This is a genomic window from Microcoleus harperi Pol14_C6, assembly GCF_036701295.1.
Lineage (GTDB): Bacteria > Cyanobacteriota > Cyanobacteriia > Cyanobacteriales > Microcoleaceae > Microcoleus.
Genome location: NZ_JAUBQN010000003.1, coordinates 251,684 through 270,287, shown reverse-complemented (window position 1 = coordinate 270,287; position 18,604 = coordinate 251,684). Strand labels below are relative to the sequence as shown.

Here is an 18,604-nt window from a genome sequence, read left to right as displayed (position 1 = left end):
AAAGAAGTTAGGCGGCGGGGTGTTCTCTTGTTTTAAGTTGTTCTAATTAAAACTTGATTGGGGACTTAGTGGCCCAGCACCATAGCTTCTTCTGCCAAATCTTGGCTTTCAATAACCTTCGGTTCCTTCAGGATAAAAACACAAAGGAAGCACACAATTACAGCAGCAATTCCGAGTACCTCAAAGAAGCTGCGGTTGCCTGCCACTGTTTGGGGCAGAAAGCTATAAAGGGTAGCATAAATTACAGAGCCGACACTGCCGTAAGCACCGATATTTCCGGCAATTTGACCAGTTACTTCTCGTTTAATTAAGGAGGCGATGCCAAAAGTTGCACCTGCTGCGGCGAAGACAAAGAAGGCACATAACATGGTCATGATAATTACAATTACTAAATGCCAGTTGGCGCTAATTTGGCTCATAATTAAATACCCCAATCCCACTCCGCCCGTCATGACTGTCAGCGTCCACTTGCGGCTGCCGATTTTATCAGAAATTAAGCCTCCCGCTGGACGGCTGACCAAGTTCATCAGCGGATAGGTAGCAGCTATAGGTCCGGCGATCGCATGATTTAGATTGAAGGTGTGTTCAAAAAATTCCGGTAACATGGAAACCACAGCAAGCTCTGAACCAAAGCTGACTGCATAAGCTAGTTCTAATACGAATACTTGACTGATTTTATAGCGTTCTTGAGGTGGGTAGTGCTTTTGACCGGTCACAACTTCTCGGTTAACTTCCCAGGCTTTGTAAGCCTGGATTAAATACAGTGCTGTCAAACTAATCCAAATAGCGTACATCACATTTGCAGTCAGAAAATTTGCTTTCTGCAAGCGCCACACAATCAAAGCTAAGGCACCAAATAGAGGAATATTGGTCATCGACAGTGCCCAAAAGCTTTTGGCGCTGGTGACTTCCATTGCGCCGTTGCGGGCCGGGCGCTGATAGACTTTGCCGGGAGGAGTGTCTTGAACGTTACAGTAAAAAATGACTCCGAAAACTGCTGTGGCAATTCCAGTAAGGGCGATCGCCAACCGCCAATTTGTGTGTCCGACTGAGAGAAAAGCTGTTCCTGCCGCGATCGCGGGTAACGCTGCTTCTGCGGCAAAAGAGCCAAAGTTGCCCCAGCCGCCGTAGATACCTTGAGCGAAGCCGATATCTTTTGGGGGGAACCATTCGGCAACTAAGCGAATGCCAACTACGAATCCAGCGCCGACAATTCCCATTGCCAAACGGCTCAAAACTAACTGATTGAAGTTCTGGGCAAAGGCGAATGCCAAAGTTGGAAATGCTGCATACACCAAGAGTGAAGAGAAGGTGATGCGAGGTCCGAAGCGATCGAGCAACATCCCGATAATAATACGTGCAGGAATTGCGAAAGCTAAGTTACACAAACTGATGATTCTGGCTTGCCCAACTGTCAATCCCAAATCGTGCTGCACCGTTGTGCTGAAGGGTGCGTAGTTGAACCAAACTACGAAAGTTAAGAAAAAAGCAAACCAACTTAGGTTCAGAATCCGAAAAGGTCCTCTGAACGATAAAAGCCCTTGAAGCATATATAACAACTTGTCCTAATAAATAATAGAGATTATTAATTTCGACTTGACTTTCTAACTGTTTGGGGTAACGGTTTATTTACTTTCGCGCTTTTATCCGTTGCGTTCCAATTCAAGTGGATGTCCAGAGGAAAATTTGTATACAAAGTTACTGTTTATCCTCAAAACGCCAGTTAGCGCATCGAATTGATGCGGCTATTGCATTTAAGTCTAAATTTAGTAATAAATACTTATTGCGTTAAAATTCAAAAAAATGTATATTTGAATACAGAAATTAAATTTATTATAAAAACAGGTAAGTAAAAATGCTTGTACGCTTAACCGAAACAGAAACCCAGCAAGGCGATCGCCGCTCAATCAGTGCCATGAACAACGGATTGAATGTTAAATCAAGGCTTTTTAGTTTTCTGACAGTATGTGTAGCAGTGGCTGGATGCTTGGGAACTGCTTCTGGGGCGATCGCCCAGGAAGCTCAACCGCAAGTAAAAGCACAGGCGATCGAGCAATCCAATCAGCAGCCAGTCAACAGCACGACAAGTCAACCTACTGCTGTTCCTCAATTCGATGCAGCAGCGCAAGAAGAAATTGCTCAGATGTTGCTGGGATTTATCTATTTTGTGTTGCCAGTGGGTGTCGGCTTAACTATTTTTCTGCACGACAAATATGCTCAGAAGCGCTCTGCTACTCTTAACGAGCAGATAGAAGTTTTAGAGATTTCCTTCAACCAAACTCCTCAACATTAAACGTGAAATACTCTTATTTTAGAACCCCGACTTCTTCGATGAAGTCGGGGTTCTTTGTATTGTCTCAAATGCTTTACCCATACATCTTAAAAAAACAGAATAAACAGAGCCCCGACTTCTTTAAAAAGTCGGGGCTCTAACAACTATCGGATTTATTGACTAAAAGATTTAGATTTCTTCCAAATCCTCTACATCTTCTACATTGTCTAGATCTTCTACATTGTCTAGATCTTCTGCATCCTCATCATCATTGTCAACAGGGGCAACAGAATTAGCAGAAACCACAGCACCAGTCTCAAGTTTCTTTTTAACTAGCTGCTCAATTTCATTTTTGAAGTCGGCATTTTTCTCCATGTGTTGGATCACTTTGTCTCGTCCTTGAGCTATGTTCTCGCCGTTATAGCTATACCAAGAACCTTTTTTGATAATTACTCCCATTTCGTCGGCCAAGTCAGTCAGACAGCCTAAAGTAGAAATGCCTTTGCCAAATACAATGTCAAATTCGGCAATGCGGAAAGGCGGAGCAACTTTATTCTTAGCAACTTTAACTTTCGTGCGGTTGCCGTACTCTTCTGTGCCTTTTTTCAAGGTTTGAATCCGGCGAATGTCGAGGCGCACGCTGGCGTAGAATTTGAGTGCGTTACCGCCGGTTGTGGTTTCCGGGTTACCGTAAGTTACGCCGATTTTCTGCCGCAATTGGTTGAGGAAAATGACGGTACAGCCGGATTTGCCGATGTTGCCGGTGATTTTCCGCAAAGCTTGGCTCATCAAGCGCGCTTGCAAACCCATGTGGGAGTCGCCCATGTCGCCTTCGATTTCGGCGCGGGGGACGAGGGCGGCTACGGAGTCAATTACTACGATATCGACGGCGACGGAACGCACGAGTTGATCGACAATTTCCAGGGCCATTTCGCCGGTATCCGGCTGGGAAACTAAGAGATTTTCAATATCGACGCCTAAAGCTGAGGCGTAGGTGGGATCGAGGGCGTGTTCGGCATCGACGAAGGCTGCGATACCGCCGGATTTTTGGACTTCGGCGATCGCGTGGAGGGCTAGAGTGGTTTTACCGGAACTTTCGGGCCCATAAATTTCAATGACTCGACCTTTTGGCAAACCGCCGCCCAAAGCAATGTCCAGTGTCAGGGCTCCGGTGGGAATGGTTTCTACCCTCATGCGAGTGGAGTCTCCCAATCGGACGATCGCCCCTTTGCCAAAGCTGCGCTCGATTTGGGAGAGTACGGAAGTTAGAGCTTTTTGCTTTTCTGAGTTTTCAGTGGAAGTTTTTATAGACGTATCTCTTTTTGCCATTTGCGGTACGCGGGTAGACCCCTTGCGGAGCTTGTTGATTAACTGTACAACACGTATGTTAGCAGTTATTTTTAGGGTCTGGAGGTTCTGCGGGGATTTGGTTTAAGATTCTTGATTTTGGGGGTGGTTCAGCCTGAGCCAGCTTTCACAAGGCACTGATGTAGAGGTATTCGGCATCCGGCAGAGGGTAGAATGATCGTCTGTTGGGGGATGTAGTTGGTATCGATCGCTCTGGGAGTGAGGTTATGGTCTACAGTTCCAAATTCCGTGAAGCGTAGCTATCCCGGAGGAAATCGCCACAATTAGGACAAGCATGGGATCTACAACACATCAAGACACATCTGTTAATACCCAAAATTCCCGCTGGCTGATGAACTTATTGGCGATCGGCATTTTACTAGGTATCGGATTTCGGTTTTTTGAGATCGATCGCAAACTGTACTGGCACGACGAAGCTTACACATCAATCCGCGCCGCTGGTTTCACCCGCCAAGAAATTGACGACGAACTCTTCCAAAACCGGATTTTTCCCGCACCAGAATTGCAAAAATATCAGCGGATTAAACCGGGAAGTACAGAAGCAGACACAATTCGTTCTTTAGCACTAGAAGACCCGCAGCATCCGCCTTTATACTTTCTCATGGCTCGTTGGTGGATGCAGCAATTTGGCAGTTCTCTAACAGCATCCCGCAGTTTGCCAGCACTATTGAGTTTGCTGTCGTTGCCTTTGATGTACGCTTTAGCTCAGGAACTTTTCGCCTCGAATTTGGCGGCGTTATTAGCAACAGCACTTTTGGCTTTATCTCCCTTTGACATATTGTTTGCTCAGACAGCAAGGCAGTACAGTTTGCTGACAGCAACAGTTATTGGCAGCAGTTGGCTGCTGCTAAGAGCAGTGAGGTTGCGGGGTTGGCAAGATTGGGTATTTTACTCGCTGGCGATCGCCTTTGGTTTCTACACTCACCCTTTCTTCAGTTTAACACTCATTGGACACGGAGTTTTTATAATTTCTTACTGGTTGTTTGTCAAAAAAACAAAATTGCCAGGTCACGTAACTAATTCCCAATTTTTCTTAGCAGTAACAGCAGCTTTAATATTGTATATTCCCTGGATTTATGTGCTGGCGACCAACCTGGAACGAGCATCAGCGACGACAGATTGGACGCGAGTATCTCCGGGTTGGCTGTATCTTGTCAAATTGTGGACACTCAGCTTTACAGCCTTATTTTTTGACTTCGACTTCGGGTTTGATAATATCTGGACTTATCTGCTGAGATTGCCATTTTTGCTGTTAATTGCGGCAGCCCTTTACACAATCTGCCGCAGGGTTAGCACATCAACTTGGCTGTTTATTGTAACATCAATTTTTGTACCTTTTTTGATACTGGCATTACCGGATCTAATCCTAGGTGGCAAACGTTCCGCCGTCAGCCGCTATCTGATTTCCTGCTTTCCCGGAGTGCAGCTAGCAGTTGCTTACTTGCTCGCCAGTAACGTGAAAACTCAGCAGCGGTTTTGGCAAGTCATTTTAGCCTTGGTATTTACAGCAAGTGTAGCCTCTTGTACAGTTAGCGCTTTTTCTGATACTTGGTGGAGCAAAGACTTGAGCTATTTTAATGCTGAAGTTGCGAAAATTATTAACCAAGAGGCGATAGCTAATCGGTCGATTAAAGATACAATTGTAATTAGCGATCGCGGCAACGATTTTACGAACATGGGAGATTTGCTTTCTCTGAGTTATTTGCTCGACAAAGACGTGAGGCTGATGCTGCTGAGCCAGTCGCCAGATATGGAGATGCTGAACAAATATTCGGCTCCCCTGGTGTTCCGCCCTTCGGAAAAATTGCGATCGGCACTCAAGCAAAATCAACGCCGCCTGGAGCCAATTTTGCAGTATGCCAGACTTTTTCGAGCGCGGCGAGCTTCTTAGAGCAGATTGAGAGAAATGGACGATCGTCCCCGGTAGGGTACGTCAGTGGATTTTAGATTTTAGATTTTAGATTTTAGATTTATTCCACAGATGAATCTGGGAGATTAAACTTTGATCTAAAATTTTTGGACATTAACGACAGGAGTAGGTGGGACGGTATCGGTTTTTTGGGGGGGTCAGAAAAAACTGTTTGAGTTGCCTCAAATATTTCCACTGAGGCACCTTAAATCACTATTTGGGCATTTTTGTCAATATTCCCGGTAAAGTGCGTCCGACAAAAAAACTGTGTCAGTTGTCTCAAGTATTGGGGCTGACACACCCGACATCATCAGCAATAATTATTTGAATACTTAGGATTAAACACAATGCAAGAGTTAAATAAATCATCTTCCGAATCCGCGCAGAAGTTTCGCGATCTTCAGACAGAATTACGCGAACGTTGGCGAGCGATAGAAGAATTCGACAGCGGAGATTGTGACATTATTATCATTCCTTCTCTCAGCTTAGATCAGCAAGAAATGCAGAAAGTTGAGGGTGCTTACCACTACGAAGAGCGGCATTTATTTTCATTGATTCGCCTGCGAAATCCGCGCACGCGCTTAATTTACATTACCTCCGAGCCCTTGCACCCGATGATTGTGGATTATTACCTGCAATTGCTGCCGGGAATTCCATTTTCTCACGCGCGCGATCGGCTTGTGCTATTCAGTGCTTACGATGCTTCTGCCAAATCCCTCACCCAGAAAATTTTAGATCGTCCCCGCTTAATGGAGCGCATTCGTCAAGCAGTGCGGCCGACAAAATCTTATATGGTTTGTTATAACTCGACGCCCTTAGAACGCGAGTTATCTGTTCAATTGGGGATTCCTTTGTGGGCCAGCGATCCCGATCTGTTATACTGGGGAACCAAAAGCGGTAGCAGGCAAATTTTTAAAGAATGTGGCGTGCCTTATCCTGACGGTTCCGAGTTGGTTTGGAATGCGGAAGATTTAGCGGAAGCTGCGGCGGATTTGTGGGCACGGCAGCCGCATTTGCAACGGATCGTAATTAAGTTAAATGAAGGTTTTTCGGGGGAAGGAAATGCAATTTTAGATCTGAAGTCCCTCGCAGGTAAAGCGCCTAAAGAAAGAGCGAAGGCAATTGGCGAGCACTTCCATAATTTGCGCTTTCAAGCAACGGGGGAAACCTGGGAAAACTTTAGCAGCCGCATTCCCGAATTAGGGGTAATTGCCGAAGCATTTATCGAAGGAGAAGAAAAGTTCTCGCCCAGCGTTCAAGGCAGAATTGTCCCCAGCGGCGAAGTAGAAATTCTCTCCACCCACGACCAAATTTTAGGAGGCCCAGACGGTCAAATTTTCTTGGGTTGCCAATTTCCGGCGGACGAATCTTATCGAATAGCGTTGCAGGAATTGGGATGGAAAGTAGGGCAAAACTTAGCTAAAAAAGGGGCTTTAGAGAGATTTGGAGTAGATTTTCTCGCGGTAAAGCAATCCGATGGGAAATGGGATATGCAAGCAATAGAAATTAACTTGCGGAAAGGAGGCACAACTCATCCGTTTATGGCTTTGAAGCTGTTAACAAACGGTCGGTACGAGCGTACTAACGGATTATTTTACAGCCAGCAGGGCCGTCCGAAATATTATGTCGCTTCGGACAATTTGAAAAAAGATCGCTATCGGGGGTTATTACCGAACGATTTGATGGATATTATTGCTGACAATCAACTGCACTTTGACAGCGGTACAGAGACGGGCAGTGTGTTTCATTTAATGGGTTGTTTGTCGGAGTTTGGCAAATTGGGAGTGACGAGTATCGGCAATTCGCCGCAAGAAGCTGAGGAGATGTATAACAAAGTTGTGAAAGTTCTCGATCGCGAAACATCAGGCGATTTTAGATTTTAAATTTTAGATTTGAGAACTGATCCAATGAGTCAGCTTAGATCCGCGGCTTCTTCAAGAAGTCGGGGATCTAATATCCCTCGCGTTTTGTATAGCAACAGACAAGACGATTAGGATGTTATTAATCACCCAAACGATTGCTATTATTGAACTTGCCTTCTTGCTTCTGGCTTCTTCCTTCCGCTAGAGCTAATTTTTAGCAGGATAAAGGGGCGTGGGGTCGATCGAACCTGTGCGGTTGAGTGGCCAAAAACGCACAACTGCCCTACCGATGATGTTTTGCTTGGGTACAAAGCCCCAATAATGACTGTCACAGCTTGCGTTGCGGTTGTCGCCGAGCACCAAGTAAGAATTTGGAGCTACAACTACAGGCCCGTAGGGATACTGCGGAATTTCTTCAATATATTTTTCCTGTAGCGGCTGCTTGTTAATAAAAACTTTTCCGTCTTTGACTTCCACAGTGTCCCCTGGAAGTCCGATCACTCGCTTGATATAGGCATCTTTGATCGGTGGCGGCTGTCCCGTACACAAACTAGCCGGGTCTGGAGGCATAAATACGATAATATCTCCTCGGTGGGGGTCTTGGAATCGATAGCTGACCTTATCTATAATTAATCGATCGTTAATTTGTAAGGTTGGGAGCATCGAGCCGGTGGGAATGTAGCGAGCTTCGGCAACCAGGGTGCGGATACCAAAGGCTAAAAATGCTGCTAAGCCGATCGTCTTAATTCCTTCGATCCAAGGATTTTCGGTGTCTTGCGGAGGTTTTTCGTCGGCTGACTTGTCTAGACGAGTCATAGGGTATTGTAGTGACTGAGCTGGATACGAATTATAAACTTAATAATGCTTCCATGCTAGCACGCTGTTTACTCAATTAATGATATCTTATGACTACCAAATCAAGTTTGTTAATCCGTCGCGCTCGCATTCTTTTGCCCAATGGTGAGTTTTTGGTAGGAGATGTGCAAATCTGCGAGGGCAAAATTGTCAAGGTTGCTGCGGAAATTGTCGAATCTGGCGATCGAGAAATAGATGCCAAAGGCTTCACTCTGTTACCCGGAGTAATTGATCCCCAGGTACACTTCCGGGAACCGGGTTTAGAACACAAGGAAGACTTGTTTACGGCTAGCTGTGCTTGCGCTAAAGGCGGCGTGACATCGTTTCTGGAAATGCCGAATACGCGACCGCTGACCACAACCCAAGCTGCCTTAGATGATAAACTAAGTCGCGCTGCCGAGAAGTGTTTGGTGAATTACGGCTTTTTTATTGGTGCAACGCCAGAGAATTTGCCGGATTTGTTGACTGCGAATCCGACTCCAGGAATTAAGGTGTTTATGGGTTCGATGCACGGTCAGCTTTTGGTCGATGGAGAAGCAACTTTAGAGCAGATTTTTGCCAAAGGCGATCGACTAATTGCCGTGCACGCAGAAGACCAAGCTAGAATCAACCAGAGGCGTCAGGAATTTGCTGGCATTTCCGATGTTGCCGTACACTCGCAAATTCAAGACAATCAAGCAGCTTTATTGGCAACTCAGCTAGCATTAAAGCTTTCTAATAAATATCAGCGGCGTCTGCACATTCTGCACCTTTCAACTGGAGATGAAGCGGAGTTGTTGCGTCAGGCAAAACCGAGTTGGGTAACAGCAGAAGTTACGCCGCAGCATTTGTTGTTAAATACCAGCGCCTATCAAAAAATTGGCAGTTTAGCTCAGATGAATCCGCCTTTGCGCGAACCCCGCGATAACGAAATACTTTGGCAAGCTTTACTCGACGGCGTAATTGATTTTATCGCCACCGATCACGCGCCGCACACATTAGCAGAAAAAGCTCAAGAATATCCAAATACGCCGTCGGGAATGCCGGGAGTCGAAACTTCTTTGCCTTTGATGCTGACGCAAGCACTAGAGGGAAGATGTACAGTGGCACAAGTTGCTAATTGGATGTCGGCGGCCGTTGCTAAGGCTTATAATATTCCCAACAAAGGGGCGATTTCTCCGGGTTTTGATGCCGATTTGGTATTAGTAGATTTGGAGAATTATCGACCTGTCGTGCGAGAAGAAATGGTAACAAAGTGCGGCTGGAGTCCCTTTGAAGGTTGGAGTTTGACTGGGTGGCCAGTTGTGACTGTTGTGGGAGGAAAAGTTGTTTTTGAGAATGGTAAATTGGATACAAATGTGAGGGGAGAAGCCTTGAGATTTGACGCTGAGTAAGCATGATTTTAACTCAAGTGTTATAATTGGGTATTCCTGCATCGCCAAGGCGATTTTACCCATGCTCCTCGAAGAACTAGAAACACAACTCCTGGCCTTAACTCCGACTGAGAAAGCTGAAGCCATCCGGCTTTTAACCCAAAGTTTAAACAATAGTTGGCCAGGAATTACCAAAACTCCCGACGTGTGTGGCGGCGATGCTTGCATTGCCAAAACTCGCATCCCTGTTTGGCTGTTCGTGAGTTTGCGCCGTCAAGGTTCAAGTGATGCTGAACTTCTACAATTTTATCCCCAGTTGAATGCTGCAAACTTAGTAAATGTCTGGACTTATGCTGAGGCTAACTCCGAAGAAATTGAAACAGCAATCCTAGAAGAAGCAGCAGCAATGATGCAGGAAGTATAATTTATGGCACGTCTCTATGCAGATGAACAGTTCCCGTTTCCTATTGTGGCATTGCTGCGAAACTTAGGTCACGATGCCCTGACTATTCAGGAAGCAGGAAATGCCGAAGATGATGACCCGGAAGTATTAGCCTTTGCTGTGAATAATGATCGGGCAGTTATGACGCAAAATCGTCGGCATTTCATTCGCTTGCACACTCAACAACCAAATCATGCTGGTATTATCGTGTGTACAGACGATAAAAATCTAGAAAGGTTGGCAACACGCATCAATGATGCTATTGCTGGTGAGGAAAATTGATTCGAGTCAACCGGCCGCCGCAGTAAGTTTGATCGCCCTTTGTCACTTTTCCCATTGCCAATCCAATAACTCGCCATTACCAATTACTTCAGCTTGCCGCCCGTTATCTAAATAACTTAAAGAAATTTGCAAATAATTTTCGGGTTTGTACTGCAATCTTTCCGCCCATTCGATCGCCACAATTCCCAAATCCCTTTCTAGTCCGTCCCAATAACTTTCTAAGTGCAAAGCCTCGGCTTCTTCGGGTTCCAGTCGATACAAATCTAGATGATACAGCGGAACTCGCCCTGTAAAATACTCGTTAATTAGCGTGAAAGTAGGACTTTCGATTGAGTCTGAGATTCCTAAGCCTTCAGCGATGCCTTGAACCAAGGTAGTTTTGCCCGCACCTAAATCTCCTTGTAATAAGATTACAGTGCCTGGGGGGAGCGATCGACCTAACGCAACACCAAACTTGCGCGTAGCCTCAGAATCGGGAAGCAAAGTTTTCATTTCAATAATTAGGTCATGAGTCCTTAGTCATTTGTTATTTGTTACTCGCTGGCGGCGGCCAATAACCAATAACCAATAATATTAGTCAACAGTCAACAGTCAACAGTCAACAGTCTCCAGCTTAAATATTCTGGGCGCGGCCGTACCAACGCAGCAGCATCCCCGCCAACCTTTGAGAATTGTGGCGAATTAAACCCGTATTTTCATCTTCATCCATGACATTGGCGATGACAACTCGCCGCCCCAATTGCGTTACGGCTTCTCGATCGAGTACAACCGGATAAGAATCCTCCTGAGAATAGCGGATCAAAGCCTTTGCAGAAGGGACTTTTCCCTGAACGACTACAGCATCGAACAGCGGCCTGCCGCAAGCGCGGTCGATCGCCCGAATGTGGTCTGCAACACTGTATCCGTCAGTTTCCCCCGGCTGAGTCATAATATTGCAAACATAAATGCGCGGAACTTCGCTGCTGGCGATCGCATCAGCAATTTCCGGCACCAACAAATTCGGAATAACACTCGTATAAAGACTCCCCGGCCCAATAATAATAAAATCCGCTTCCCGAAGACCTTCCACAGCCCTAGGTAATGCCGGAGGATTAGCAGGATTACAGCCTATTTTGAGGATTTTCCCGTTAGCTTTTGTAATGCTGGACTCCCCCTCAATCCTGCGGCCATCAGCCAGTTCAGCCCACAAAGACACGTCGCTCAGAGTAGCAGGCAGCACCTCTCCCCTAACGGCTAAAACTTTAGAACTCGCCGCGATCGCCTGTTCCAAATCTCCAGCAATATCGCTCATCGCCGTCAAAAACAAATTCCCAAAACTGTGACCCACTAAACCGTCACCAGCCCGGAAACGATATTGAAATAACTCAGTCAATAACTTTTCCTCATCTGCCAAAGCAGCCAAACAATTGCGAATGTCTCCCGGTGGCAATACCCCAATTTCCCGCCGCAGCCGCCCGGAAGACCCCCCATCATCCGCCACCGTGACAATAGCAGTGATTTTTGCGCTGTAATCCTTCAATCCCCTGAGCAAATTAGAAAGGCCCGTACCGCCCCCTATTGCCACAATTTTTGGGCCGCGGTGCAAGCGACGGTGGTTGAGGAGTCGATCTACCAGTTCCTCGTTCCCTTCGGGCATCAGCACTTGGGTAATAGAGTTCAAACTGCGAGTTTGTCCCCACAGAATTAACAAAATCCCGCCAGCAATGATGATCGGCCCCGACACGTAATTAGGAACAACTTCCGCAATCCACGCCAAAAAATTTCTCAACAATTGCAATAAGAAGAAAATGGGAGTCATCCCAGTCCAAATCGCTAAACCCAAAGTGGCAAGTACCACGCCACTAGCACTAATCAGCAGCCACCGTTTCACTAACAGTCCGGGGGCTAACCACTTAAACCACTGGTGAACTCGCCCGTTCCGCAAAGAAGGGGGGTAAGGATTTCTGGATTGGGCAAAAACCTGCTTGGCTTTAGCCAAGACGCGGAGGGCTTTAGGAAGTGAACTAATTGACATGGTTAATTAGTCTTAAGGGTATTGGAACAGCTCGAGCTGACAAATTTACAATACAAGAGAGTTTTGATTCTGGCAGTCAATTTAAGTAATTGGTGATTAGTCATGAGTCATGAGTCATTAGGTAGACTGATGACTGAGGACTGACAACTTATTGATAACATCCTATGGCTGAGCCACTAATCGAACTCAAGGGGGTAAGTAAGTCCTTCGGCCAGAACCCGATCCTCGATCGAGTCGATCTGAGGATTTATCGGGGAGAGGCCCTGGCAATTATTGGCCCTTCCGGGACGGGGAAATCTACGATTCTGCGGATAATTGCGGGTTTGTTGGCCCCGGATGCCGGTGAGGTTTTTGTTCAGGGACAGCGCAGGGTCGGATGGGTGGACGACGTGGCAGATCCGATCGGAATTGGGATGGTGTTTCAGCAAGCGGCTTTGTTTGATTCGCTGACGGTGGAGGAGAATGTCGGTTTTTTACTTTACCAGCATTCTAAGCTGCCGCGCCGCCGCATTCGGGAATTGGTGGAGGAAAAGTTGGAGATGGTGGGTTTGCCGCGAATTGGCGAACGCTATCCGGCGCAGTTGTCTGGGGGAATGCGAAAGCGAGTAAGTTTTGCCCGCGCTATCATGGCGAATCCTGATAATGACAGGGATAATCCAGAGGTTTTGCTGTACGACGAACCGACGGCGGGTTTAGATCCGATTGCTTCGACGGTAATTGAAGATTTAATCAGGGACTTGCAGGCTGCCCAAGGTGTTTGCAGCACTTATGCGATCGTCACTCACCAAGACAGCACCATCCGCCGCACTGCCGATCGCATCGTGTTTCTCTATCGAGGCAAAGTGCAGTGGGAGGGAACTGTCAATGACATTGCATCGACAGATAATTTACTGATCCGACAATTTTTTAGTGGCAGTGTTACTGGGCCAATTCAAGCGCTTGGATAGTCAGCCAATTTTAGATTTTAGATTTTAGATTTTAGATTGAAATGACCGATGATGAATGACTAATAACCAATGACCAATGACTGAGGAGAAAATATGCGATCGCGAACTGTAAGAGAAGGTTCTGTCGGGTTCTTAATTTTAGTAGGAATCGGTTTATTTGGGGGCTTAGTGCTCTGGCTGCGGGGCGTGCAGGTAGGGAACCGCAGCTACAAATTCGCCGTAGAATTTGCCAGTGCCCAAGGAATGCAAATAGGCACGCCCATCAGGTATCGCGGGGTTGCAGTCGGTAAAATTACCGCCCTCAAACCGGGTTCCAACGGCGTAGACGTGATGCTGGAGATTGCCCCCGGTACTTTGGTGATTCCCCGGGATGTTACGATCGAAGCGAATAAATCCGGTTTAATTGGCGAATCGTCGATCGACATTACCCCCAACTCGATTTTGCCAGAATCATTACTTACCGCCAATCCCGTTAGTGCCGACTGTCCCCCAGAGATTATCTGCCAAAATTCGCGCTTAAAAGGTCAAGCTGGAGTCACTATCGACGAACTAATTCGCTCCACAGTGCGCCTAGCTAATTTCTACACTGACCCCGCGCTGTTCAACAATATTAAATCACTTGCAGAAAATACAGCCAGCACAGCTAAAGGTGCCGCTAAACTCACTCAAGATTTATCTAATTTAACTCAAACTGCCCAAGCGGAAATAAAAAATTTAAATCAAGCTGTAAGGGGAGACATTGGAAGCTTAAATCAATCTCTAAAAACCGAAATAGCAAGTTTAAATCAATCATTAAAGGGAGAAGCAAGCAGTTTAAATAAATCATTAAAGGGAGAAGCGACCAGTTTAAATCAATCGCTAAAAGGGGAAATAGCAGGAGTCGCCGCTAATGTTTCTAAAGTCGCAGCTACGGCGGACACTTCCACAAAAGCCGTATCTGCCGCTGCGATCAATTCTGCTAATTCAGTAACTCAAGCAGCCAATCAAGTTACATTAACAGCCAATCAACTCAATTCTTTAGTCGCAACCAACCGCGCCAGTTTAGTCTCAACTCTGAATAACATCAATCAAAGCAGTCAGGAACTGCGGGTAGCTGTCAGCAGTTTGAGTCCGACAATTAATCGCATCAACCAAGGACAATTGCTGAACAATTTAGAAGTTTTATCAGCGAATGCTGCCCAAGCTTCTGGTAGTTTGCGAGATTTATCCAACCAGGTAAACAATCCCGCCACTTTGCTATTATTGCAGCAAACTCTAGATTCTGCACGAGCTACATTTCAGAACGTCCAAAAAATTACTTCCGACGTAGATGATTTGACCGGAGATCCGGCTTTCCGCAACAATATTCGCAGGTTATTCAACGGATTAGGAGGTTTGTTGGGTTCGACCGAACAACTGCGACAGCAAGTTAAAGTTACTCAAACATTAGCTCCACTTTCTGATAAAATAAATGCCAGTACACCTGCCAGAAATAAATCAGGAGAGCCTGGATTTCCTCGCTTGCAAAAACAGCCAAAATTGCCTGTTATACCTTCTCAAACTGCAAGGTCAGTAGAACAAGTTGCTCCATAAAATACCCCTTAAAACATGGTATCGTTGAATAGCCGCAATTATTGCAAGATTTGCGAGTTCATATGTTTCTTAACTCTGCATTCTCTGCGTTAAACAGGGGTAAGGTGCGCATTGCGTACCCTATAGTTAGTAAGGTGCGCAGTCCGCACCCCCGCCTTAAAGTTATTGACCAAATCCTATTAACAAAAAACTATTTCAATCTAAACAAGGAAAAGCAATGACGCAAACATTATCGAAACCGGACGCAACCAAAACTCAGTATACTGTAACTTGGGAAAAATTGCCAGATGACTTTAAATTACCCGACGAGCCCGTGGAAAACATCGACCAACCACTTTTAGCCGCCGCTCTGCGAGAAGCTTTGGATCTGGCAGGATTTATAGCCTTTCTCACAAAGATGAGGTACAATAACAGCAGTGTGTAAACCAGTTAAAAATATTTGATGATGTAACTTGTCCGAAGGCAAATTCTAGGGCTTTTCCTAATTCTTTGTAATTAGTAGTCTTCCTAGAACGGAGAATAATTTTAACTTTTGACCACAGATTTTCAAGTGGCGAAAAATCCGGTGAATAAGGTGATAAGTATATTAATTTTGCCCCTGTTTTTTCGATGGCTTTTTTGACTTCTTCTCCCAGATGAATGGGACAATTATCCATGACTACACAAGCACCTTTCCATAATTTTGGTACCAGTTTTCTTACAATAAAAGCTTCAAATGTAATTGCATCAATCCCGCCTATTAAATTAACCGATGTTAAGATATCATTGACAGACATTGCTCCAATTATTGAGACATTTTTGCCACGTTTAGTTGGTTTTGAACCCTTAGCTCTTTCGCCTTTTAAAGACCGAGCATATAACCTAACCATTGCCAGGTTTACTCCTGATTCATCAATGAATATTAAGTCTTTAAAACTGATTTTTTTAATTTTTTCCCAGAAATCACATCGGAGGAGTTGAACTCTGTCAGTGCCTTTAGCTGAGGGGAAGAGAGTTTTTTTTTCACCGTTATATTTAAGAATTTTATCATTCTTCCTATTGTTGCTCTACTAACGGAAAATCCAATTTTCCCATAAAGTAAATAACGGAGTTCTTCAAGAGTTGCATCATTATTTTTTTCTATCAATTCTGCTAAGATGAGTAGTTGCTCCGCATTCAGTTTGCATTTAACTCCGCATCTGTCAGTTCTCGGAGTAATATTTTTGGTTTCACGATACTGTTTAAGCAATTTTTGTACAAAGCTCAAAGCTACAGAAAAACGCTTAGCTATTGCTTTTTGTGAGATAGGCTCAGCATGATAAGTATCAAGGATTTTTTGCCGAAAATCAATCGAATAAGCTTTCATTTTTAATAATCTATGATGAGGAGTACAAGTAAACGTGTTGTGAGTGAAGTCTCGCGTGCTGTCAAACAAAAGTGCTGTGAGTCAGTTATCGCAGGCAAGGCTGTGACTGCTCATAGAATTATAGTTCATTTTATCTTCTGTTCTGTATTTTACCGTCACTCATGAGTGTCAGTAACATGATACCTCATCTTTCTGAGAAAGGCTATATCCTAGCTTCAATGCTAATAGCTTCCAATTTTGGACTCGGTGCCAAAGTTAACGACAAAACAGTAGTAAAAGCCCCTGATTGGGTGTTTTTTCCCTCGGTATGGCCAGCAGAACGAGGAGAAGTTCGCCGCAGTTATACGCCCAATTCTGAGGGAGAAGTACCTGCTGTAGTGATGGAATTTTTATCGGATACTGACGGTAGTGAATATTCAAATAAACCGACATATCCTTACGGAAAATTGCGGTTTTATGAGCGAATTTTGCAGACACCAATTTATGTAATATTTTAACCATAATCGGGAGTATTGGAAGTGTACAGACTCTCGACATCGGGAGAATACGAATTGCAAGAACCGGATGCTAATCAGCGATTATGGATAGAATCAATGGGTTTATTTATGGGGGTTTTGGAAGGTGAAAAATCTCACAGAACCGGTTATTGGTTGCGCTGGTGGGATGAGGATGGCAATTTGCTGCTGTGGGGTGCCGAACGGGTGGAACAGGAACGACACAGGGCCGAAGAGGAACGCCAGAGGGCCGATCGACTAATGGCATACTTGAGAAGCCAGGGCGTCAATCCTGATGGCATCTGAAGGTGTGGGAGGTCGATCGACCTTTCGGCCTTTAATGCAATCCCATTTTGATTGCACAATCAAGTCAGCAAGGAAGTTTGATATTTAAAATAACCACAATTAAGGAGCGATGGGGATGACTGCAACAACATTAGAAGAAAAATTAGATCGGCCGTTGCTATTTCCAGGGTTAACGTGGGAACAATTCAAAACCTTAGAACCGATGCTGGATATTCCAGGGGTTCGGCTGTCATTTTTAGATGGGATACTGGAGATTCAGAAAATGCCTGGAAGAAAACACGAAACAGCGAAGGGACATATCGGTGCATTGGTAGAAACTTACATGATGGCGGCAGGAATCGATTTCACCCCTACGGAGTCTCTGACATTAGAAAATGAATTGCGACTGGTGAAGTGTGAAGCCGACAAGTCTTACGAATTGGGTACTGATAGAGAACGTCCAGATTTAGCGATCGAAGTTGTCGTCACTAGCGGCGGAATTGATAAGCTAGAGGCTTACAAACGGCTGCAAATCCCTGAAGTCTGGTTTTGGCAATACAGCCGACGGTCTCTCTATGCTCTCAGAGAGCAAGGATACGAAGAGATTGCGAGTTCCCAATTGCTCCCAGAACTCGATATTGGTTTACTCGTCAGGTGTGTTAATATGCCGAGTCATGTTGAGGCAATTAAGCAATTCCAAAGGGCGATCGATCTCAATACTACCAACAGGAATATAGCTATAAATTAATTACTAAAAGTCGCCGTGAAGTGCTGCAACGGCGTTTAGAAATAGGTGAAAAACTCATCTGTTTTTATCGGGAAGATAATGGATAAAAATTACTGCTTCCTGATGAATTACCCTCAACACTAAAAGCGGAACGCCAGCGTGCTGCTGAACTCGATTCTTTGCTAGCGCGTTACCGAGATCGGTTTGGCCAATTGCCTGAGACTAACGGCTAAAAAGTCAGGGTGCGATCGCGCTTCACCCATTTCGATCGCCCGCGTGTTATTGTTACCTAAATGTCCTTGACAAATCTCATGTTTTGTGGAGCGAGAAGTGGTCTTAAATTTTAAATGGCGGAGGCGATCGTTTTGCGATCGAACTTGGGCAATCTAGAGATAGGTGCTTCGTGAGTGCCTGGAAAACAGCGAGGTCAAGAGTTAGCAATGGAAAGTACACAGAAAAAATCTAGCCCTCGTCCAGTTAATAAGGGCGATCGAATTAAGCAGATTTTTGCGCTAGTGTCGATGGTGTCGTTTGGTGGTTCTGCGATTTTTGGGATTGTGAGCCTGTTCAGCAGCGGTTTGAGCAGTCAGCACCAACAAAAACAGGCGACTGCGACTGTTTCTCAGGAGTCTCTGCTGGCGACGCAGGAACGGGGATATGAGACGGTTTTACGGCGGGAACCTCAGAATCAGACGGCTCTGGAGGGGTTGGCTAATGTGCGGTTGGAGATGAATAATGGCAAAGGGGCGATCGAGCCTTTGGAAAAGTTGGTGAAGCTGCATCCTGACAGAGCTGATTATCAGGCGCTGTTGGCGCAGGCGAAGGGGAAAAAGTGGGGAAAGGGCGAGCGGTGAAGAAATTAAAAACTTAAAGAGTAG

Annotated in this window: 19 protein-coding genes; 13 read left to right on the top strand and 6 right to left on the bottom strand. The window is 45.4% G+C overall.

What is annotated here, in order from left to right:
* Positions 1-65: 65 nt before the first annotated feature.
* Positions 66-1,550, bottom strand: a complete 1,485-nt coding sequence (locus QUA27_RS04435; RefSeq protein WP_333066598.1) for a NarK family nitrate/nitrite MFS transporter — start codon at positions 1,548-1,550, stop codon at positions 66-68.
* A 305-nt stretch (positions 1,551-1,855) separates the two neighbouring features.
* Here QUA27_RS04435 and QUA27_RS04430 point away from each other — a divergent pair, with 305 nt between their 5' ends.
* Positions 1,856-2,293, top strand: a complete 438-nt coding sequence (locus QUA27_RS04430; RefSeq protein WP_333066597.1) for a hypothetical protein — start codon at positions 1,856-1,858, stop codon at positions 2,291-2,293.
* A 168-nt stretch (positions 2,294-2,461) separates the two neighbouring features.
* Here QUA27_RS04430 and recA read toward each other — a convergent pair whose 3' ends face one another.
* Entirely contained in the window at positions 2,462-3,601 is a 1,140-nt protein-coding gene (gene recA, locus QUA27_RS04425) for a recombinase RecA (protein WP_333066595.1), read from the bottom strand.
* Positions 3,602-3,914: 313 nt separating this feature from the next.
* Here recA and QUA27_RS04420 point away from each other — a divergent pair, with 313 nt between their 5' ends.
* Both QUA27_RS04420 and QUA27_RS04415 read left to right on the top strand, forming a co-directional pair.
* Positions 3,915-5,531: a glycosyltransferase family 39 protein gene (locus QUA27_RS04420; RefSeq protein WP_333066593.1), complete on the top strand. Its 1,617-nt coding sequence runs from the start codon at positions 3,915-3,917 to the stop codon at positions 5,529-5,531.
* 365 nt (positions 5,532-5,896) lie between these two features.
* Positions 5,897-7,432 (top strand): peptide ligase PGM1-related protein, encoded by a 1,536-nt coding sequence (locus QUA27_RS04415; protein ID WP_333066592.1) that lies wholly within the window; start codon positions 5,897-5,899, stop codon positions 7,430-7,432.
* A gap of 186 nt (positions 7,433-7,618) precedes the next feature.
* On the opposite strand, the gene lepB is transcribed toward QUA27_RS04415, so the two are convergent.
* Positions 7,619-8,227, bottom strand: coding sequence for a signal peptidase I (gene lepB, locus QUA27_RS04410; protein WP_333066591.1), 609 nt, complete (start codon positions 8,225-8,227; stop codon positions 7,619-7,621).
* An 89-nt stretch (positions 8,228-8,316) separates the two neighbouring features.
* On the opposite strand from lepB, the gene QUA27_RS04405 reads away from it, so the two are divergent.
* The 3 genes from QUA27_RS04405 (at position 8,317) to QUA27_RS04395 (ending at position 10,342) form a co-directional block, all read left to right on the top strand.
* Complete coding sequence (locus tag QUA27_RS04405; RefSeq protein WP_333066590.1) at positions 8,317-9,639, top strand: dihydroorotase; 1,323 nt, start codon at positions 8,317-8,319, stop codon at positions 9,637-9,639.
* Positions 9,640-9,700: 61 nt separating this feature from the next.
* Positions 9,701-10,042 (top strand): DUF433 domain-containing protein, encoded by a 342-nt coding sequence (locus tag QUA27_RS04400; protein WP_333066589.1) that lies wholly within the window; start codon positions 9,701-9,703, stop codon positions 10,040-10,042.
* A gap of 3 nt (positions 10,043-10,045) precedes the next feature.
* A complete protein-coding gene (locus tag QUA27_RS04395) occupies positions 10,046-10,342 on the top strand; it encodes a DUF5615 family PIN-like protein (protein ID WP_333066588.1) in 297 nt (98 codons plus the stop codon).
* A gap of 42 nt (positions 10,343-10,384) precedes the next feature.
* On the opposite strand, the gene tsaE is transcribed toward QUA27_RS04395, so the two are convergent.
* Together tsaE and QUA27_RS04385 are read right to left on the bottom strand one after the other, a co-directional pair.
* On the bottom strand, positions 10,385-10,834 hold the full coding sequence (gene tsaE, locus QUA27_RS04390) for a tRNA (adenosine(37)-N6)-threonylcarbamoyltransferase complex ATPase subunit type 1 TsaE (protein WP_333066587.1): 450 nt from the start codon (positions 10,832-10,834) through the stop codon (positions 10,385-10,387).
* A 121-nt stretch (positions 10,835-10,955) separates the two neighbouring features.
* Positions 10,956-12,356, bottom strand: a complete 1,401-nt coding sequence (locus tag QUA27_RS04385) for a gluconeogenesis factor YvcK family protein (protein ID WP_333066586.1) — start codon at positions 12,354-12,356, stop codon at positions 10,956-10,958.
* A 164-nt stretch (positions 12,357-12,520) separates the two neighbouring features.
* Here QUA27_RS04385 and QUA27_RS04380 point away from each other — a divergent pair, with 164 nt between their 5' ends.
* From QUA27_RS04380 to QUA27_RS04370, 3 genes are all read left to right on the top strand, one after another.
* Complete coding sequence (locus QUA27_RS04380; RefSeq protein ID WP_333066584.1) at positions 12,521-13,303, top strand: ABC transporter ATP-binding protein; 783 nt, start codon at positions 12,521-12,523, stop codon at positions 13,301-13,303.
* Positions 13,304-13,396: 93 nt separating this feature from the next.
* Positions 13,397-14,875, top strand: coding sequence for an MlaD family protein (locus QUA27_RS04375; RefSeq protein WP_333066583.1), 1,479 nt, complete (start codon positions 13,397-13,399; stop codon positions 14,873-14,875).
* A gap of 217 nt (positions 14,876-15,092) precedes the next feature.
* Positions 15,093-15,299, top strand: coding sequence for a hypothetical protein (locus tag QUA27_RS04370; protein WP_333066648.1), 207 nt, complete (start codon positions 15,093-15,095; stop codon positions 15,297-15,299).
* Here the strand turns inward: QUA27_RS04370 and QUA27_RS04365 are convergent.
* A protein-coding gene (locus QUA27_RS04365; protein WP_333066582.1) for an IS630 family transposase occupies positions 15,265-16,220 on the bottom strand; the annotation gives its coding sequence in 2 pieces (ribosomal slippage) (positions 15,265-15,896 and positions 15,896-16,220; 957 coding nt in all). The two genes, QUA27_RS04370 and QUA27_RS04365, sit on opposite strands and share 35 nt — an antisense overlap.
* A 161-nt stretch (positions 16,221-16,381) precedes the next feature.
* Here QUA27_RS04365 and QUA27_RS04360 point away from each other — a divergent pair.
* From QUA27_RS04360 to QUA27_RS04345, 4 genes are all read left to right on the top strand, one after another.
* A complete protein-coding gene (locus QUA27_RS04360) occupies positions 16,382-16,717 on the top strand; it encodes a hypothetical protein (protein WP_333066581.1) in 336 nt (111 codons plus the stop codon).
* A gap of 21 nt (positions 16,718-16,738) precedes the next feature.
* Positions 16,739-17,020, top strand: a complete 282-nt coding sequence (locus QUA27_RS04355) for a hypothetical protein (protein WP_333066580.1) — start codon at positions 16,739-16,741, stop codon at positions 17,018-17,020.
* Positions 17,021-17,135: 115 nt separating this feature from the next.
* Positions 17,136-17,747, top strand: coding sequence for a Uma2 family endonuclease (locus QUA27_RS04350; RefSeq protein WP_333066578.1), 612 nt, complete (start codon positions 17,136-17,138; stop codon positions 17,745-17,747).
* 419 nt (positions 17,748-18,166) lie between these two features.
* Complete coding sequence (locus tag QUA27_RS04345) at positions 18,167-18,580, top strand: tetratricopeptide repeat protein (protein WP_333066577.1); 414 nt, start codon at positions 18,167-18,169, stop codon at positions 18,578-18,580.
* Positions 18,581-18,604: the final 24 nt, after the last annotated feature.

Bases quoted from the DNA above. Each gene is read 5' to 3' on its own strand.
- QUA27_RS04385 (WP_333066586.1), bottom strand. From the start codon at position 12,356: ATGTCAATTAGTTCACTTCCTAAAGCCCTCCGCGTCTTGGCTAAAGCC.
- QUA27_RS04360 (WP_333066581.1), top strand. From the start codon at position 16,382: ATGAGTGTCAGTAACATGATACCTCATCTTTCTGAGAAAGGCTATATC.
- recA (WP_333066595.1), bottom strand. From the start codon at position 3,601: ATGGCAAAAAGAGATACGTCTATAAAAACTTCCACTGAAAACTCAGAA.
- QUA27_RS04415 (WP_333066592.1), top strand. From the start codon at position 5,897: ATGCAAGAGTTAAATAAATCATCTTCCGAATCCGCGCAGAAGTTTCGC.
- QUA27_RS04345 (WP_333066577.1), top strand. From the start codon at position 18,167: ATGGAAAGTACACAGAAAAAATCTAGCCCTCGTCCAGTTAATAAGGGC.
- QUA27_RS04420 (WP_333066593.1), top strand. From the start codon at position 3,915: ATGGGATCTACAACACATCAAGACACATCTGTTAATACCCAAAATTCC.
- QUA27_RS04350 (WP_333066578.1), top strand. From the start codon at position 17,136: ATGACTGCAACAACATTAGAAGAAAAATTAGATCGGCCGTTGCTATTT.
- tsaE (WP_333066587.1), bottom strand. From the start codon at position 10,834: ATGAAAACTTTGCTTCCCGATTCTGAGGCTACGCGCAAGTTTGGTGTT.
- QUA27_RS04400 (WP_333066589.1), top strand. From the start codon at position 9,701: ATGCTCCTCGAAGAACTAGAAACACAACTCCTGGCCTTAACTCCGACT.
- lepB (WP_333066591.1), bottom strand. From the start codon at position 8,227: ATGACTCGTCTAGACAAGTCAGCCGACGAAAAACCTCCGCAAGACACC.
- QUA27_RS04375 (WP_333066583.1), top strand. From the start codon at position 13,397: ATGCGATCGCGAACTGTAAGAGAAGGTTCTGTCGGGTTCTTAATTTTA.
- QUA27_RS04395 (WP_333066588.1), top strand. From the start codon at position 10,046: ATGGCACGTCTCTATGCAGATGAACAGTTCCCGTTTCCTATTGTGGCA.
- QUA27_RS04435 (WP_333066598.1), bottom strand. From the start codon at position 1,550: ATGCTTCAAGGGCTTTTATCGTTCAGAGGACCTTTTCGGATTCTGAAC.
- QUA27_RS04430 (WP_333066597.1), top strand. From the start codon at position 1,856: ATGCTTGTACGCTTAACCGAAACAGAAACCCAGCAAGGCGATCGCCGC.
- QUA27_RS04370 (WP_333066648.1), top strand. From the start codon at position 15,093: ATGACGCAAACATTATCGAAACCGGACGCAACCAAAACTCAGTATACT.
- QUA27_RS04405 (WP_333066590.1), top strand. From the start codon at position 8,317: ATGACTACCAAATCAAGTTTGTTAATCCGTCGCGCTCGCATTCTTTTG.
- QUA27_RS04380 (WP_333066584.1), top strand. From the start codon at position 12,521: ATGGCTGAGCCACTAATCGAACTCAAGGGGGTAAGTAAGTCCTTCGGC.